This window comes from Hypericibacter sp., assembly GCF_050729195.1.
GTDB lineage: Bacteria > Pseudomonadota > Alphaproteobacteria > Dongiales > Dongiaceae > Hypericibacter.
Genome location: NZ_JBOHKS010000237.1, coordinates 1 through 15,505, shown reverse-complemented (window position 1 = coordinate 15,505; position 15,505 = coordinate 1). Strand labels below are relative to the sequence as shown.

Below are 15,505 nucleotides of genomic sequence, written 5' to 3'. Positions count from 1 at the left end.
TTACGCCTTCCTGGGGGCCATCTGCACCCAGAGAACGCCGCTCAGCACGACGATGCCGCCGACGAGCTGCAGCCAGCCGGCCTGGGCGCCCAGCGCGACGCCGATCAGCACGGCGAAGACCGGCTCGAGATTGAGCTGAAGGGTTGCCACGGTGACGCCGAGCCGGCTGACGCCATAGTTCCACAGCAGCACCGCCGAGCCGGTGCAGGCGAGCCCGAGCCAGAGGATATTGAGCCATTCGAGCGGCGACACGACATGCGTGGGCGCCTGGGCGAAGCCGGTGGCCCATCCGACCAGGAAGGCCAGCCAAAGAAAGGCCGCGGCGGCCAGGATGGTCAGTAAGGAGATCTCCGGCTGGGTCAAGCCGTGGACGGCAAGCCACCGCTGGGATTTGACCGAATACCAGGCCCAGACGAGCATCGCGGCCAGGACCAGGATCTCGCCGCCGCGAAAGCCCTGCGAGGCGACGCTTTGCGGCTTGCCGAACGCCACCAGCATGCCGCCGCCGACCGCAAGCAGGATCGCGAAGGGCAGTCGCGGCGCCAGACGCTCGCCCTCCAGCACCCGCATCATCACCGCCGAGACGATCGGCGCGCCCGAAAACATCGCGGCCACGGTGATCGGATCGGAGTATTTCACGCCGAGCGTGAAGAAGAGCACGAAGAGGCCCATGCCGATGGTGCCCAGCGGCACGATCCGGCCCCAGGGCAGATGCCGCCGGAGCGGGAAGCGTCCGGCAGCGATCCAGGCGATGATGCCCAAGGCCGGCACCGACAGGCTGTAACGGATGGCGGAGAGGTAATAGGGATCGAGCGTCGTGACGGCGAGACTCGTCAGCGGCACCATCGAGCCCCAGATGAAGGCGGCACCCAGCACGCCGAAGCTGGCCTTGAGGTTGCGCGGACGCCCGGCCGAGAGGGGAGTGGCCGTCATCGCGTGACCTTCAATCCGTAGAGCTGCATCCAGATCACGCCCGCGAGCACGATGATCCCGCCGACGATCTGCATCGCCGTGGTCTCGGCGCCCAGCAGCAGCACTGCCAAAGCCACCGAGATCGCCGGCGCCAGGTTGGTATAGAGCGCCGAGATCGCCACGCCGAGCCGGGAGATGCCGTAATTCCAGAACACGACACCCAGCGCCGTCGGACCGATCCCGAGCCAGAGCAGCTCGACCAGCGTGTGGGGCGTGGGGATCTCGGTCGGCGGATCGGCATAGCCAACGAGGATTCCGACGAAGAAGATGAGCCAGAGCCCGACCGCGGCGGCACTCGCCGTCAGCAGCGTCACACGAAGCTGGCTCAGCCCCAGCGGCGCCAGCCAATGCTGCGCCTTGATCGAGTAGAGCGTCCAGAGGCAGAGCCCGAACAGGATGATGAGCTCGCCGCCGCGGAACCCGAGCGCCAGCACCTGGCCCGGCTTGAAGAGGGCGACGATGAGGCCACCGACGACCGCGAGCGCCATGCCGAGATAGACGGCGATGGTGAGCGGGCGATGGTCGAAGATCCGGGCCAGCAGGGCCGCCAGCACCGGGCTCACCGCCGAGATCGCGGTCGCGGTGATGGGATCGGAGTAATAGACGCCGAGCGTGAGACAGGTGGCCCAGCCGCCCATGCCGAAGGCGCCGAGCAGGAAGATATGGCCCCAGGGCAGAAAAGCGGGCCATCGCCGGCCACGCTCGCTGACGAGCACCGCGATCGCGAGCGAAGGCACCGCGATCAGATAGCGCGAGGCGGCGAGGAAGAAGGGGTCGACCGCGGCCAGCAGATTGGCCGTGGTCGGCACCATCGAGCCCCAGCAGAGCGATGTCACAAGGAGCCCCAGTCCCGCGAGCAGACGCTCGCGCGGGGTCGATTCAGCGGATGCGGTCATGGGCGGGAACCTAGCGCATTTCGGCAGGCGGATGCATCTGTTGCGGTGCCCCTTTCTCTTTCCTCTCCCCCTCCTCTTGGAGGGGGAGAGGTGCAGGTGAGGGGGAGGCCAAGCCAACGCGATGTCGAGAAGGGTTGCCCTTTCTTGCGGGCAAGTCCCTCACCCAGCTACGGGTAAGCGTCGGCTGCGCCGCCGCTAACCCTCCGCGTCCCTCTTCCCGCTGATGCGGGGCGAGGATTTTCGGGGGAAGGGACCGTGCACTCATCTTCCTGTGGCAGTACAATCGGCGGCGGAATTCATTCACGGGAGTCTCGGGGCATGGTGGGCGAGCGAGGGCAGGGGTTCGGGTTCGCGCCGTCGCAGGATGTGCCGATCCCCTATCTGCAGCGCATCCGCGACTATTATCAGGCGCTGGGATATGGCGCGCCCTATCAATGGGCGCACTATGCCGAGGTGCCGTTCCAGCCGCTGCTGAAGCCACTGACCCAATGCCGGGTCGCGATCGTCACCACGGCGGCGCCGTTCCAGCCGGGCAAGGGCGATCAGCGCGCGGGCGCGCCCTATAACGCGGCGGCGAAATTCTACTCGGTCTATTCCGGCGATACGGCGCGCGATCCCGATCTACGGATCTCGCATGTGGCGATCGACCGCCTGCACACGACCGGCGAGGACATGGCGACCTATTTTCCGCTGGCGCAATTGCGCCGTGCCGTGGCCGCGGGCGATGTCGGCGCGCTGGCGCCGCGTTTCCATGGTGCGCCCACCAACCGCAGCCATCGCACCACGCTCGAGGCGGATTGCCCCGAGCTCGTCAGGCGCTGCCGGGCCGACGGCGTCGATGCTGCGATCCTGGTGCCGAACTGCCCGGTCTGCCATCAGAGCCTCAGCCTCGCGGCGCGGGCGCTGGAGGAGAGCGGCATCGTCACGGTGCTGATGGGCTGCGCCAAGGACATCGTCGAATATATCGGCGTGCCGCGCTTCCTCTTCTCCGACTTTCCGCTCGGCAACGCCGCCGGCCGGCCGAACGACCCGGACTCGCAAGCCTTCACGCTCGATCTGGCGCTGTCATTGCTCGAACAGGCGCCGGCGCCGCGGACGACCGTGCAGTCGCCGCTGCGCTGGAGCGAGGATCCCGACTGGAAGCTCGATTACTGCAACATCGAGCGCCTGACGCCCGAGGAGATCGAGCGCCGTCGCGCCGAGTTCAACCAAGGCAAGGCGCAGGCCAAGGCGCTGCGCGACGAGGCGGGAGTGGCGAGTAGCTCAGAAGCAACGACTGCAATGTCATCCCTTCTCCCTTGAGAGGGAAGGATAGGGCGCGGAGACGCCTGCCCGCCGCCAGCGGACGAAGCGGTTGTAGCAAGTCGTAGGAGGCCCATAGCTCTCGGGTAGATCGCGCCAAGGTGCGCCCGACCGCGGGCCCCAGAAGATGCCGTTAAGGATGCGCCGGTCATCCACACAGGGCAGGCCGCGTGGTTTGTTCGGGAGCATCGGCTTGAGTACTCCCCACTCACGGCCGCTGAGCTAAAAACGCATGAATCGACGCCTCGGTTTCGGAGCTTGAATCACGTTTATCCCTTTACCATCAACACAAACACCGGACTTCTGGACATCCACACTAACCGGACATGATACGGATTCGGATTGACCGCCGCTTATGACCCATTCCGGAAGTCGGGGCCGATAGACTCCCCAATCTGGCGCGCATAGAGTTGAGCCACCGCACCTTCTAAGAGCAGGTGCCCGGCATGACCGTAGAACCGCCCAAGCGCCGTCTTGCTGCGATCCTGGCCGCTGACGTGGTCGGCTACAGCCGGCTTATGGAGCGCGACGAAGACGGCACGCTCGCTGCGCTCAAGGCCCGGCGGACGGATGTGCTGAAGCCCTTGGTTGCCAAGCATCAGGGCCGGATGTTCAAGGCCACTGGCGATGGCGTGCTGGTTGAATTCGCCAGTGCGGTCAATGCCGTTCAGTGCGCGGTCGAGCTGCAGCAAGGCATGGCTGCGGCGAACGGCGAACTGCCTGACGAGCAGCGAATTGTGTTGCGTATCGGCATTAATCTCGGCGACGTGATGGTCGAGGGTGGCGATCTCTATGGCGACGGGGTCAATGTGGCGGCTCGCCTTGAGGCACTGGCTGAGCCGGCAAGCATCTGGCTTTCCGAGACCGTTTTCAGTCACGTTCGAACCAAGGTGGCCCTCCAGTTCGAGAATCTCGGTGAGCGAAGCCTGAAGAACATCACCGAACCCGTTCGGGTGTACCGGGTTGCGTCCGGCAGCAACGACGCCTATCCAGCCGCTCGACCGCGAGCTGTGGCACCAACCCCCTCGATCGCCGTGCTTCCCTTCCAGAATCTGAGCGGCGATCCGGAGCAGGAGTATTTCGCCGACGGCGTAGTGGAGGAGATCATCACGGCGCTGTCACGCATGCGCTGGCTGTTCGTCATCGCCCGCAACTCCAGCTTCACCTACAAGCGGAAAGCCGTCGACGTTCGGCAAATCGGGCGTGAGCTCGGCGTCCGCTACGTGCTCGAAGGCAGCGTGCGCAAGGCCGCTGACCGCATCCGAATTTCCAGCCAGCTCGTTGATGCCGCGAGTGGCGCCCATCTCTGGACTGATCGCTTCGACGGCATGCTGCAAGACATCTTCGATCTTCAAGACCGGATCACCGCGAGTGTCGTTGGCGCCATCGAGCCGAAGCTCCGGCACGCTGAGATGGAGCGTGCCCGCGGAAAACCGACCGAAAGCATGGATGCCTACGACCTCTTCTTGCGTGCCCTTGCCCTTCATAACACCCGAAATTTGGAAAACGGCAGAGACGCTCTACGACTTCTCGATCGCGCGATCGCAATCGACCAGCACTATGCCTCTGCTTATGCGCTCGCGGCTTATTGCATTCACCGCCAGAGGCTTCATGGCTGGCTCTCCATGTCGGACCCCTTAGTAGCGGAGGGAGTGCGTATGGCCCGGCTGGCTGCCGAACGGGGGCAGGAGGACCCAGAAGCGCTTTGGATGTCTGGACTGGTACTTTCAAACATGCATGGCGATTCCGCATTCGGGCTACCATTGATCGAGAGATCGCTCGCGCTGAACCCGAATTCGGCTAATGCGTGGATGGCAAGCGGCAGCGTACGCGCATATCGCGGCGAGACCGATACCGCAATTGCCCATTTAGAGCGCTCCGCTCAGTTAAGTCCGCTCGACCCACTGGCCTACATCACATGGTGGGGCTTCAGTAACGCGCACTTCATGGTCGGACGCTACGAGGAAGCTTCGAGCTGGTGTGATAAAGCTCTGCATGAAGCACCGAATCATCCGCACGTGCTTCGTATGAAGATCGCATGTTGCGGATTGCTCGGGCATTTGGACGAAGGGCGGAAGTGGGTCGAGCGGCTTGTCGCTGTCAATCCAGATGCCAGCGTGTCCAACCTGCGAGCGTACTACCAAATAGTCGTGAAAAAGCCGGATTGCCTCACAGCCTTTGTGGAAGGATGGCGCAAGTCAGGGCTACCGGAGTGACGATCGATTGCCCGGAATCTAGCGCTCGCCGTTAGTCTGGTTCTGGCACATCCCGGAAGAGCTGACCGCCGCGTCTGACGGCCGTTTACGATTCAAGAGCGGAAACTGGAAAGCCGTCACACCGCCGCGTTTATGAGTTCACTCCCTAGGAAGGGGGATGACACGCACTCCGTTTCAGATCAGTGGGGCGCCCCTCTCCCTACCCCTCCCGCAAGGGAGGGGCGTGATTTCTGCACTACCTCTTCCCCCGCTTCAGATCCGCGGTCGCCGCGGCGAAGAGTTTGTCGAGGAGCCTATCGAGCTGGCGGCGTTCCTCGGCGCCGAGGGCGGCCACGAGATTGGCCTCATGCGCGCGGGCGACCGGAACGATCTGGCGATAGATGCGTTGCCCTGCTGCGGAGAGCTTCAGGATCGAGCGTCGGCGGTCGTTGGACGCGGTCGTCCGCGTCAGGCGACCGGCCTCCAGCATCCGGGCGACGGTGCGGCTGACGGCGACCTTGTCCATCTCGGTGAAGCTCGCGACCTCGGCTGCCGACAATCCCGGATGCTCGCCCAGGGCCGCCATGGTGCGCCATTCGGGGACCGTCATGTCGAACCGCTCGGCGTAATCCTGCGCGATCGCCGCGCTGACCCGGTTGGAAAGGACGGACAGGCGGTAGGGCAGGAAGCTTTCCAGTTTGAGGATCGGGCCCACCCCGCCCTGGCTGTTCTCGTCGGTCATGCGATTCCCCTGGGATTCCACCCTGTCCATAAAGGTTGAAATTAGTTTCAACTGAAACTATCATGGATTCAAGCATCCTGACAGAAAGCCCCGATTCCCGTCCCGGACCGTGACGGGCGAGGGCAAGCCAACCGGGAGATCCGCCTTGGCCGAGCTTCACGACAATCCGATGGGCACCGACGGCTTCGAGTTCGTCGAATATGCGGCGCCGGAGCCGGCGAAGCTCCGCGCCCTGTTCGAGCAGATGGGCTTCAAGCGGGTCGCGCGCCATCGCAGCAAGGACGTCACCCTGCATCGCCAGGGCGACGTCAACTTCATCATCAATGCCGAGGCCGACAGCTTCGCCCAGGGCTTTGCGCGTGCCCACGGACCTTGCGTCTGCGCCATGGCTTTCCGGGTGAAGGACGCAGGCGCCGCCCTCAAGCGCGCGGTCTCGCTCGGCGCCACGCCGGTCGTTTCGAGCGCGGGTCCCATGGAGCTCAACATTCCCGGGATCGAGGGCATCGGCGGCAGCCATATCTATCTGGTCGACCGCTATGGCGACCGCACCATCTATGACGTGGATTTCAATCCGACGGCGCCCACACCGCCGGGCCCCGATGCGGGGCTCGTCTATATCGATCATCTGACCCACAATGTGCATCGCGGCCATATGGACAAATGGGCCGGCTTCTATGAGCGGCTCTTCAATTTCCGCGAGATCCGCTATTTCGACATCGAGGGCAAGCTGACCGGCCTCGTCAGCCGCGCCATGACCAGCCCCTGCGGCAAGATCCGCATCCCGATCAACGAATCGCGCGACGACAAATCCCAGATCGAGGAATATCTCCACGACTATAAGGGCGAAGGTATCCAGCATATCGCGCTCGGCAGCGGCGATATCCAGAAGACGGTCGACCGGCTCATCGCCAATGGCGTGGCGCTCCAGGACACGCCCGACACCTATTACGAGGCGCTCGACAAGCGCGTTCCCGGCCATGGCGAGGATGTCGAGGCTTTGAAGCGCCGGCGGATTCTCATCGATGGTGCGCCGACGGAAGGCCAGGGCCTGCTGCTGCAGATCTTCACCAAGACGGTGATCGGCCCGATCTTCTTCGAGATCATCCAGCGCAAGGGCAATGAGGGCTTCGGCGAAGGCAATTTCCGCGCCCTCTTCGAATCGATCGAGCTCGACCAGATCCGCCGCGGCGTGCTCAGGGCCTGAAGGAGGCCCGGCCGATGACCCAGTCCGCAATGACCCAGGCAGCGATGAAGCTCTATGGTTATTTTCGCTCCTCGGCCGCCTACCGGGTGCGCATCGCGCTGGCGTTGAAGGGCCTGGCCCATGGAGACCGGCCGATCAATCTGCGCCTCGGCGATCAATGGACCCCGGAATATCAGGAGATCAACCCTCAGGCGCTGGTGCCGACCCTCGTGACCGAAGGCCAGATCCTGACGCAATCGCTCGCCATCGTCGAATATCTCGAGGAGACCTATCCAGAGCCGGCGCTGCTGCCGAAGGCGCCGCTCGAGCGCGCGCGGGTGCGTGCCTTGGCACTCATGATCGCCTGCGACATCCATCCGATCAACAATCTGCGCGTGACGCATTATCTGGCCGATCCGCTCGACCAGGACGAAGTCGTGTGCCAGCGCTGGTCGCAGCATTGGACCCGGTTGGGTTTCGCCGCGATCGAGGAGGAGCTGTCCTCGAGCCCCTGGACCGGGCGGTTCTGCCATGGCGACCATCCGGGGCTCGCCGATCTCTGCCTCGTGCCGCAGGTCTATAACGCGCGCCGCGTGGCGCTGCCGCTCGATCCCTATCCCACGATCCTGCGCATCGATGCGACAGCCCGCGAGCATCCGGCCTTCCAGGCCGCACGGCCGGAGGCGCAGCCCGACACGCCGCCCGAATTGAGGAACTGAACATGCTCGAGGTCCCGCACCGGCCCGACTTCACCATCGACCAGAGCTGGAACGCCTATACGGCGCAAGAACATGGCGTCTGGCGGGCGCTCTATCGCCAGCAGGCGAAGCTTCTTGTCGGCCGCGCGGCGCCCGAATTCCTCGCGGGCATGGCGGCGCTGCCGCTGGGCGAAGAGAAGATCCCCGATGTCGACCGGTTGAACGAGAAGCTGATGAAGCTCACGGGCTGGCAGGTGGTCTGCGTGCCGGGCCTGGTGCCCGACGGGATCTTCTTCGAGCATCTCGCGAACCGCCGTTTCCCGGCGGGACAGTTCATCCGGAAGGCCGATCAGCTCGATTACATCGAGGAACCGGACATCTTCCATGACGTGTTCGGTCATGTGCCGATGCTGGCGCACCCGATCTTCGCCGACTATATGCAGGCCTTCGGCGCCGGCGGCTTGCGCGCTATGGGCTTCGGCATGCTCACACAGCTGGGCCGGCTCTATTGGGCCACGGTCGAGTTCGGCCTGATCCGCGGTGCCGAGGGCTTGCGCATCTATGGCTCGGGAATCGTGTCCTCGAAGGGCGAGAGCCTCTATGCGCTCGAATCCGATTCCCCCAACCGGATCCATTTCGATCTCGAGCGCGCCATGCGCACCGACTACCGGATCGACGATTTCCAGCAGACCTATATGGTCATCGACAGCTTCCAGGAGCTGTTCGACGCCACCCAGCAGGACTTCGCGCCGATCTATGCGCGGATGAAAGGGGTGCCGGACATCCTGCCCGGGGCCCTGCTGCCGACCGACAAGGTCCACCACCGCGGCACGCAAGCCTATGCGCGCAGTAAAGCGGCGAAGGCGGGATAGGGTCTGCGACTTCTCACGCCGCGGCGAAGGCCTTGATCGGTCCGATCGCGGCGCGCTCGAGGCTTGCTTCGGCGAACAGCCATTCCCGGAAGGCGGCGACCTTGGGCTGGTCGGCGATGCTTTCAAGATGGGCGACGAAATAGCCGCCATTGACAGTCAACCGCTGATTGAAGAGCGGAACAAGCTGACCCGAGGCCAGATCGTCGGCGATCAGGCTTGAGCGCGCCAAGGCGACACCTTGGCCGGCGATCGCGGCATTGATCGCCAATCCGATCGAATCAAACCTGATGCTTTGCGCATCGATCAGGCTCTGCACGCCCGCAGCGACGAACCATGAGTTCCAGTCGATGCCTTGTTCGGCAAGCGCCTGATCGTCATGCAACAGAACCGTGCCGGCGAGGGCTTCGGGGCTCGCCAGGTCGTTCTGCTTGACATATTTCGGGCTGCAAACGGGGAAGACTTCGTCGCCCAGAAGACGCTCGGCGACCACGCCCGGATAGCGGAAGCGCTCCTCGGGGCCATAGGCGACGACGACATCGACCTCGGTGCTGGCTAGGTCCGGAAAGTCGGTCGTGGTCGAGATCCGGAGTTCGATGCCGGTAAAGTCGTTGCGAAAGCGCTGCAGCCGCGGAACCAGCCATTTCATCGCGAAGGACGGGCAGACGGCCAGCGACAGAACGCCCCCACTGGTGTGCTGGCGCATCTTCTCTATCGCGAGAGCGAGGAGGTCGAATGCACCTTCCAGTGTCGGCAGCGAGGCCTCGGCCGCCCCCGTCAGTTTCAGGCTGTTGCCGGAACGCCCGAACAGCGGCACGCCGAGGAGAACTTCCAGCGCCTTCACTTGGTGATGAATGGCGGCCGGGGTGACGGAGAGCTCCTCCGCGGCCTTTGACAGGCTCCGGTGACGGGCTGCTGCTTCGAATGCCCGCAATGCATTCAGAGGAAGAGTTCTTCTGCACATGACTGATTTAGCCCAGCTAAAGGTTGCCTCGGACGGAAACTAATTTGCGCCCCGGGAGGGGCCTCCTCTACTGAAGGATAAGAGAAGGGCAGCGCGATGACTAACGCAATAGGCAGCTTTCGCCGCATTGGTTCACCGCCGGGCGCCAGGCCGGTTCTGGCCGATACCGGTTGGCGGCCGACCCGTATACCGAAGTCGCAAGGCATGACGCCGCAGAGTCGCGATTACTACAAGGATCAGAGCGGAAAGGTCAGGTCAGGTGTCTGGGCTTGCAATGCCGGGACCATCGAGATCCAGGACAACCCAGCGGAGGAGGTGTGTTTCGTCGTCAGCGGAACCGTCCGGATCACCGATTGCACCGGTCGGAGCGAGACTTTCGGAACGGGAGAATGCCTGGCACTGCCGCGCGGCTTCAGCGGTCTTTGGGCGCAATCGGATGATTTCGCCATCGTCTATGTGGCCGTGGAGGGTGCGTGACAAAACCGGAGGCGTCGCGGCTTGCCCGCGTCGAGATTGAAAAACACTGTTCAACGATATCGATCATTCTGGGGAGGCAACCATGAAGACCAAACGGATCCATCGGACAGCCATCGCGGCCATCGCCGCAGCCGCTGTCATCTCGCTCCTGACCCTGCCGGTACAGGCGGGCACGCCGGCGCCGGAGCGCATCGCCAAGAACGGCAAGATCGTGTTCTGCACGGATGTCTCCTTTCCGCCCTTCGAGTATTTCGATCCGCAGACCAATGAACCGGCAGGATTCGATATCGATATCGGAAAGGCGCTGGCCGCCGAGATGGGCATCAAGTCCGAGCACAAGAACATCGCGTTCGACGGCCTCATTCCGGCGCTGCAGGCGGGGCAGTGCGATGCGATCCTGTCGGGCCTGTTCGACAAGCCGGCGCGCCGCGAAGTCCTGGATTTCGTGAATTATGCCTATGTGGGCAACGCCGTCATCGTCAAGGCGGACAGCCCGCTCAAGTTCGATGCACTGACCGATATATCCGGCAAGGCGGTGGCGGTGGAATCCGGTTCCACGCTGGAACAGGATCTGGTCGATGCGAACACCAAGCTGGCGGCTTCGGGCAAGGCGCCGATCAAGATCGTAGCCCTGCCCAAGGCCAGCGACGCGTTCCAGCAGCTCACGACCGGTTTGGTCGATATCTACTACGGTTCGACCGTCCAGGAGGCCTATTTCAACAGCCAGAATGCCGGTCAGGTCAAACTGGCGAGCCCGCAGACCAGCGCCTTCTATACCGGCGTCGGCACGTTGAAGAAGGATTCCGACCTGCATGCCGCCCTCGCGGCAGCCTTCAAGGCGATCCAGGCCAGTGGCGAATACGACAAGATCGTGAAAGCATGGAAGTTCGACGCGATGGCCTACAAGCCGTGAGCCGAAGAGGAACTCCATGCTGCATATCGGTGGGATCAATTTCGATCTGGACTTCTTTCTGCGCTATCTGCTGACCCCGCCGAAGTCGATCTGGGAAGGCCTCTGGGTGACGATCGAGGTATCGCTGCTGGCGCAGATCGCCGGGGTGATGCTGGGACTCCTGGTAGGCCTCGCCCGATTGTCGAAGATCACCGTCATCAGGCTGGGGGCCGCGCTCTATTCCTGGGCGTGGCGCGGTACCCCCGTCCTGGTGCAGCTCCTGATCGTCTATACGGGCGTGGCCGCGGCCGGAATCTACCGCTACCCCGACCTTGTCATCGGTCCCCTGGTCGTTCCCGGCGCCCTGCAGGCAGCCTTGATCACGCTGACGCTGAACGAGGCCGCCTATATGGGCGAGATCTTTCGCGCCGCGATCCAGGCGATCGACCGCGGCCAGACCGACGCCGCCCGCGCGATCGGCATGCGACCCTGGGGGGCGTTGCGCTGGGTCATCCTGCCCCAGGCCGCGCGGATCATCCTTCCGCCTCTCGGCAATGAATTTACGCTGATGATCAAGGGGACCTCCCTGCTGAGCGTGATCGGGGTGCGAGAGCTGTTCGGGACGGTTCAGAACATCAACTCGGCGACCTTTCGCACCTTCGAGCTTTTCCTGATCGCAGCGATCTGGTATCTGGCGCTGACAACCGTGCTGAGCATCGGCCAGCGATTCCTCGAGATCCGACTGAGCCGCCATGAACGAACCGCGGCGACGGTTCCTGCCAACCGATCGCTTCTGTCGCGGCGGGTCTGATCATGACAACCGTTGCCGCTGGAAAAGAAACGAACCTTGCGCCCGCGGCAGGACCCACGCTGGTGCAACTGATCGATGTGTACAAATCTTTCGGCACTCTCCCGATCCTCAAGGGAGTGTCGCTGGAGGTGTCGCGCGGCGAGGTAGTCGTCCTGGTCGGCCCTTCCGGTTCCGGCAAGACCACGCTGGTGCGCTGTATCAATCGCCTGGAAACGATCGATCGCGGCCGGATCTATGTCGACGGCGAGTTGATCGGCTATCAGGAGCGCGGTAGGCGGCTGATCGTCGAAGGCGAACGTCAGGTGGCCCGTCATCGCGAGCATATCGGCATGGTGTTCCAGCGCTTCAATCTGTTTCCGCATTTGACGGCGCTAGAGAATGTCATGATCGGCCCCTTGCGAGTTCAACGCCGGCCGGCGAAGGAGATCCGGACAGAGGCGGCGGCGTTGCTGGCGAAAGTGGGGCTTTCCGACAAATTCGGCTCCTACCCCGCCCATCTGTCGGGCGGGCAGCAGCAACGCGTGGCCATCGCACGGGCGCTCGCGATGAAGCCCGCCGTCATGCTGTTCGACGAGCCGACCAGTGCGCTCGATCCCGAAACGGTGGACGAGGTGCTCGAGGTCATGCGAGCCCTGGCGCAGGGCGGCATGACGATGATCGTGGTCACGCATGAGATGCGGTTTGCGCGCGAGGTCGCCGACCGCGTTGTCATGATGGATCAGGGCCTGATCGTTGAAATGGCGCCGGCACAGGACTTCTTCGTCGCCCCGAAGAGCGAACGAACCCGAGCCTTCCTGGCGTCGATTCTATGACCGGCCCGGTTGTTCCCACAGATCGCGGCTGGCCCTGGCTTGGCGATTATGAGCGCCATCCGCGGCTCTATGCGGCGCGCCCCGTGATCGCCGAAAGGGCGATGATCTCCACGCCGCACCACCTGGCGACGGCGATTGGCATGGAGGTCCTGCGATCCGGCGGCAATGCCGTCGATGCCGCGGTCGCCGCGAGCGCTGGCTTGATGGCGACCGTGCCGATGCAATGTTCGCCGGGAGGCGACGCGATCTGGATCATCCGCAGGCCGGACGGCGAGGTGGCCGTGTTGGATGCGTCGGGCCGCTCCCCGATGGCAGCCGACGCGGAGGCGCTTCGCGGGCGCGGATTGACGAGCATCCCGGCCCGTTCGGCCGAAGCCGTGACGGTGCCGGGTGCCATCGATGGCTGGGTCCGGGCGCTGGAACGCGACGGCACCCGAGGTCTCGAAGAGTTGTTGGAGCCCGCGGCTCGCTTGGCGGAGCGCGGCTTCTTCGTCAGCCGTCACCTCCATGCGAGTTTCCGTGCCGCCTGGGCGGCGCTGGAGGCACGGCGGGCAACGGGACTCTGGTCGTCCGGCGGCGCTGTGCCGGCGATCTATGATCGCCTGCAGCAGCCGCATCTGGCGCAAGCATTGCGCCAGATCGGACGCAGTGAAGGCCGGGAGTTTTACGAGGGAAGCCTGGCAAGGGATATCGTCGCGGCGGCGCGCGACGCCGGCAGCCCGCTGTCGCAGGACGATCTGGCGCGGCACCGTGCCGAATGGCTGCGTCCGCTCAAATCACGATGGGGCGGGTTGACGCTCTATACGAGCCCGCCATCGACCCAGGGCGTGGCCTTGCTCGAAGCGCTGGGCCTCTTCCAGTTCCTGGCGCGCACCTGTGATCCGGACAGCGAGCAGGTGACCCACCTCATGATCGAGGCGCTGGCGGCGGCGCTGGAAGATCGCGATCGCTTTGTGGGTGATCGCAGCCGGATGTCGATCGGCGCCGAATCCCTCTATGGCGATGTTCATCTCGATCTGATCGTCGCGACCATCGATCCAGCCCGGGCCGGCGCGCGAACAGGCGATGGCGGGCCGACCAAGGGCCGTGGAGATACGGCTCATCTGGCCGTGGTCGACAGCAATGGTCTCGCTGTCTCGCTGATCCAGAGTGTCTTCTTCGATTTCGGGACCGGCATTCCGGTGCCGTCAGGCGGCTTCACCCTGCAAAATCGTGGGGCCGCCTTCCGCCTCCAGCCCGGGCATGTCGGCGAACTCGGACCCGGCTTGCACCCGCCTCACACCCTGACCCCGACGATCGCCTGCGAGAGCGGCCGCCTGAGATATGTCCTGGGCTGTATGGGCGGGGACGGGCAGGTGCAGACGCAACTCCAGCTCCTGTATGGCATGGCCCAGCAGGGGCTGGATCCGCAGCAGGCGGTATCGCGCCCACGCTGGTATCTGGATCGATCGACGCCATCAGTCTCCCAACTGCTGACCGAGGAGGGCGTCGATGGTGCCCTGATCGACGGGCTACGCCGGCGGGGGCACGACGTCTCGGTGCTGGGGCCGGCGGAGGAGATCATGGGGCATGCCCAGGTTATCGCGGTCGAGCCAGTGGGCGCCCTGGTTGGCGCCTCCGATCCGCGCTCGGACGGCCAGGTCGCCGGCTGGTGACGGCGTCCGTTCCTTCTTCAGAGTCGATTTCACGGAGGACTGCGTGAACATCTCGTCCATCATTCCGATCGGCGCGGAAGGGCGTTCGGCCTTCGTGCCGCCACTCGACAGCTATCAGATTCTCTCGGTCTCGTGGACCGAGCAGGAATTCCACTCGCTCAGAACGAGATCGAGTCAGGTGACGGTCGGTTATTGGACCGGCGAGCCCGGCCGCGTCCGGATCGAACCCTGGCCCTACACCGAAGTCTGCGTGATCAAGGCGGGGCGGGTGGCGGTCGTCGACAGCGATGGCCGGCAGTGCGAGTTCGGACCCGGCGACAGTTTCATCATACCCAAAGGCTTCGTCGGCGATTGGGTCACGCTCGAGACGGCGGCGAAGGTTTTTATCGCCGTCGAGTGAGAGTTCGGTCGCGTCTAAAGCCCGATGCGCTTGCTCATATGGGTGATGAAGCCGCCCTTGAACGGCTCCTCGCGCTCGACTGTGTAGCTCTGGGCCAGATAGAAGCGGATGTTCTCGGCGAAGAGCTTGTTGGTGTAGAGCCGCATCTCGACGATGTTCGAGGATTCCGCAGCTTCCGTCTCGGCATGGGCCAGCATTCGCTTGCCATAGCCGCGTCCCTGGAAATCCGGATGCACAGCGAGGTTCTCGATCAGCCAGGCATCGCCCTGGTCGACGGTCTCGACCAGCGCGGCAAGCCGGTCGCCGGCGAAGAGCAGATCGAACCGATGGTCGCGGACGGCGCGGTCGTAATCCACCGTCATCGGCAACGGCTCGCGCCCGATCACCGGAATCCATTTCGCATAAGCGGCGCGCGTCAGGTCGCGGATGGCGGCCGCGTCGGCGGGCGTCGCGAGGCGGAGGATTTCAGATGAAGATTGTCGTGAGCTACTCACGTGGCACCCCTCCCCCTACCCCCTCCCGCAGGGGGAGGTGGCGAACTCACTTTCATATCTCGCTTTGCTTTGGTGACGAGATCGACGAGCAAGGGCATCGAGAAACATTCACGCCCCCTCCCCTTGCGGGAGGGGGTAGGGGG

Annotated in this window: 16 protein-coding genes and 1 pseudogene; 11 read left to right on the top strand and 6 right to left on the bottom strand. The window is 64.1% G+C overall.

Annotated elements, in window-relative coordinates; all coding sequences use genetic code 11:
• Nucleotides 1-933, bottom strand: coding sequence for a DMT family transporter (locus ACREE8_RS18550; RefSeq protein ID WP_431574489.1), 933 nt, complete (start codon nucleotides 931-933; stop codon nucleotides 1-3).
• The gene (locus tag ACREE8_RS18545; RefSeq protein WP_431574488.1) at nucleotides 930-1,868 is read right to left on the bottom strand and encodes a DMT family transporter; all 939 of its coding nucleotides are present in this window, start codon (nucleotides 1,866-1,868) and stop codon (nucleotides 930-932) included. Before ACREE8_RS18545 ends, ACREE8_RS18550 begins: the two co-directional genes overlap by 4 nt.
• Nucleotides 1,869-2,186: 318 nt before the next feature.
• On the opposite strand from ACREE8_RS18545, the gene ACREE8_RS18540 reads away from it, so the two are divergent.
• Nucleotides 2,187-3,170: a hypothetical protein gene (locus tag ACREE8_RS18540; RefSeq protein ID WP_431574487.1), complete on the top strand. Its 984-nt coding sequence runs from the start codon at nucleotides 2,187-2,189 to the stop codon at nucleotides 3,168-3,170.
• A gap of 21 nt (nucleotides 3,171-3,191) precedes the next feature.
• On the opposite strand, the pseudogene ACREE8_RS18535 reads toward ACREE8_RS18540, so the two are convergent.
• Nucleotides 3,192-3,392 (bottom strand): annotated as a pseudogene (locus tag ACREE8_RS18535) (transposase); the annotation flags it as partial.
• A gap of 224 nt (nucleotides 3,393-3,616) precedes the next feature.
• Here ACREE8_RS18535 and ACREE8_RS18530 point away from each other — a divergent pair.
• Nucleotides 3,617-5,386 carry an adenylate/guanylate cyclase domain-containing protein gene (locus ACREE8_RS18530; protein ID WP_431574486.1) on the top strand — a complete coding sequence of 590 codons (1,770 nt, stop codon included), beginning with the start codon at nucleotides 3,617-3,619 and terminating at the stop codon, nucleotides 5,384-5,386.
• A gap of 235 nt (nucleotides 5,387-5,621) precedes the next feature.
• Here the strand turns inward: ACREE8_RS18530 and ACREE8_RS18525 are convergent, their stop codons facing one another.
• Complete coding sequence (locus ACREE8_RS18525) at nucleotides 5,622-6,107, bottom strand: MarR family winged helix-turn-helix transcriptional regulator (RefSeq protein ID WP_431574485.1); 486 nt, start codon at nucleotides 6,105-6,107, stop codon at nucleotides 5,622-5,624.
• 145 nt (nucleotides 6,108-6,252) lie between these two features.
• On the opposite strand from ACREE8_RS18525, the gene hppD reads away from it, so the two are divergent.
• The 3 genes from hppD to phhA are packed head-to-tail and all read left to right on the top strand — an operon-like array spanning nucleotide 6,253 to nucleotide 8,860.
• Nucleotides 6,253-7,311 (top strand): 4-hydroxyphenylpyruvate dioxygenase, encoded by a 1,059-nt coding sequence (gene hppD, locus ACREE8_RS18520; RefSeq protein ID WP_431574484.1) that lies wholly within the window; start codon nucleotides 6,253-6,255, stop codon nucleotides 7,309-7,311.
• 14 nt (nucleotides 7,312-7,325) lie between these two features.
• Complete coding sequence (maiA, locus tag ACREE8_RS18515; RefSeq protein ID WP_431574483.1) at nucleotides 7,326-8,009, top strand: maleylacetoacetate isomerase; 684 nt, start codon at nucleotides 7,326-7,328, stop codon at nucleotides 8,007-8,009.
• A 2-nt stretch (nucleotides 8,010-8,011) separates the two neighbouring features.
• On the top strand, nucleotides 8,012-8,860 hold the full coding sequence (gene phhA / locus ACREE8_RS18510) for a phenylalanine 4-monooxygenase (protein ID WP_431574482.1): 849 nt from the start codon (nucleotides 8,012-8,014) through the stop codon (nucleotides 8,858-8,860).
• Nucleotides 8,861-8,873: 13 nt separating this feature from the next.
• On the opposite strand, the gene gcvA is transcribed toward phhA, so the two are convergent.
• The gene (gene gcvA / locus ACREE8_RS18505; protein WP_431574481.1) at nucleotides 8,874-9,821 is read right to left on the bottom strand and encodes a transcriptional regulator GcvA; all 948 of its coding nucleotides are present in this window, start codon (nucleotides 9,819-9,821) and stop codon (nucleotides 8,874-8,876) included.
• A gap of 204 nt (nucleotides 9,822-10,025) precedes the next feature.
• Between gcvA and ACREE8_RS18500 the strand changes: the two genes are divergently transcribed.
• The 6 genes from ACREE8_RS18500 (at nucleotide 10,026) to ACREE8_RS18475 (ending at nucleotide 14,868) form a co-directional block, all read left to right on the top strand.
• Complete coding sequence (locus ACREE8_RS18500) at nucleotides 10,026-10,298, top strand: cupin domain-containing protein (protein WP_431574480.1); 273 nt, start codon at nucleotides 10,026-10,028, stop codon at nucleotides 10,296-10,298.
• 82 nt (nucleotides 10,299-10,380) lie between these two features.
• A complete protein-coding gene (locus ACREE8_RS18495) occupies nucleotides 10,381-11,211 on the top strand; it encodes an ABC transporter substrate-binding protein (RefSeq protein ID WP_431574479.1) in 831 nt (276 codons plus the stop codon).
• Nucleotides 11,212-11,227: 16 nt separating this feature from the next.
• Nucleotides 11,228-12,001, top strand: a complete 774-nt coding sequence (locus tag ACREE8_RS18490) for an amino acid ABC transporter permease (protein ID WP_431574478.1) — start codon at nucleotides 11,228-11,230, stop codon at nucleotides 11,999-12,001.
• 62 nt (nucleotides 12,002-12,063) lie between these two features.
• Nucleotides 12,064-12,813, top strand: a complete 750-nt coding sequence (locus ACREE8_RS18485; protein WP_431574477.1) for an amino acid ABC transporter ATP-binding protein — start codon at nucleotides 12,064-12,066, stop codon at nucleotides 12,811-12,813.
• A complete protein-coding gene (locus ACREE8_RS18480; RefSeq protein WP_431574476.1) occupies nucleotides 12,810-14,468 on the top strand; it encodes a gamma-glutamyltransferase family protein in 1,659 nt (552 codons plus the stop codon). Before ACREE8_RS18485 ends, ACREE8_RS18480 begins: the two co-directional genes overlap by 4 nt.
• Nucleotides 14,469-14,511: 43 nt before the next feature.
• A complete protein-coding gene (locus ACREE8_RS18475; protein WP_431574475.1) occupies nucleotides 14,512-14,868 on the top strand; it encodes a cupin domain-containing protein in 357 nt (118 codons plus the stop codon).
• Nucleotides 14,869-14,882: 14 nt separating this feature from the next.
• Here the strand turns inward: ACREE8_RS18475 and ACREE8_RS18470 are convergent, their stop codons facing one another.
• Entirely contained in the window at nucleotides 14,883-15,362 is a 480-nt protein-coding gene (locus ACREE8_RS18470; RefSeq protein ID WP_431574474.1) for a GNAT family N-acetyltransferase, read from the bottom strand.
• Between the last annotated feature and the right edge of the window lie 143 nt (nucleotides 15,363-15,505).

Bases quoted from the DNA above. Each gene is read 5' to 3' on its own strand.
- ACREE8_RS18550 (WP_431574489.1), bottom strand. From the start codon at position 933: ATGACGGCCACTCCCCTCTCGGCCGGGCGTCCGCGCAACCTCAAGGCC.
- ACREE8_RS18545 (WP_431574488.1), bottom strand. From the start codon at position 1,868: ATGACCGCATCCGCTGAATCGACCCCGCGCGAGCGTCTGCTCGCGGGA.
- ACREE8_RS18540 (WP_431574487.1), top strand. From the start codon at position 2,187: ATGGTGGGCGAGCGAGGGCAGGGGTTCGGGTTCGCGCCGTCGCAGGAT.
- ACREE8_RS18530 (WP_431574486.1), top strand. From the start codon at position 3,617: ATGACCGTAGAACCGCCCAAGCGCCGTCTTGCTGCGATCCTGGCCGCT.
- ACREE8_RS18525 (WP_431574485.1), bottom strand. From the start codon at position 6,107: ATGACCGACGAGAACAGCCAGGGCGGGGTGGGCCCGATCCTCAAACTG.
- maiA (WP_431574483.1), top strand. From the start codon at position 7,326: ATGACCCAGTCCGCAATGACCCAGGCAGCGATGAAGCTCTATGGTTAT.
- phhA (WP_431574482.1), top strand. From the start codon at position 8,012: ATGCTCGAGGTCCCGCACCGGCCCGACTTCACCATCGACCAGAGCTGG.
- gcvA (WP_431574481.1), bottom strand. From the start codon at position 9,821: ATGTGCAGAAGAACTCTTCCTCTGAATGCATTGCGGGCATTCGAAGCA.
- ACREE8_RS18500 (WP_431574480.1), top strand. From the start codon at position 10,026: ATGACGCCGCAGAGTCGCGATTACTACAAGGATCAGAGCGGAAAGGTC.
- ACREE8_RS18495 (WP_431574479.1), top strand. From the start codon at position 10,381: ATGAAGACCAAACGGATCCATCGGACAGCCATCGCGGCCATCGCCGCA.
- ACREE8_RS18490 (WP_431574478.1), top strand. From the start codon at position 11,228: ATGCTGCATATCGGTGGGATCAATTTCGATCTGGACTTCTTTCTGCGC.
- ACREE8_RS18480 (WP_431574476.1), top strand. From the start codon at position 12,810: ATGACCGGCCCGGTTGTTCCCACAGATCGCGGCTGGCCCTGGCTTGGC.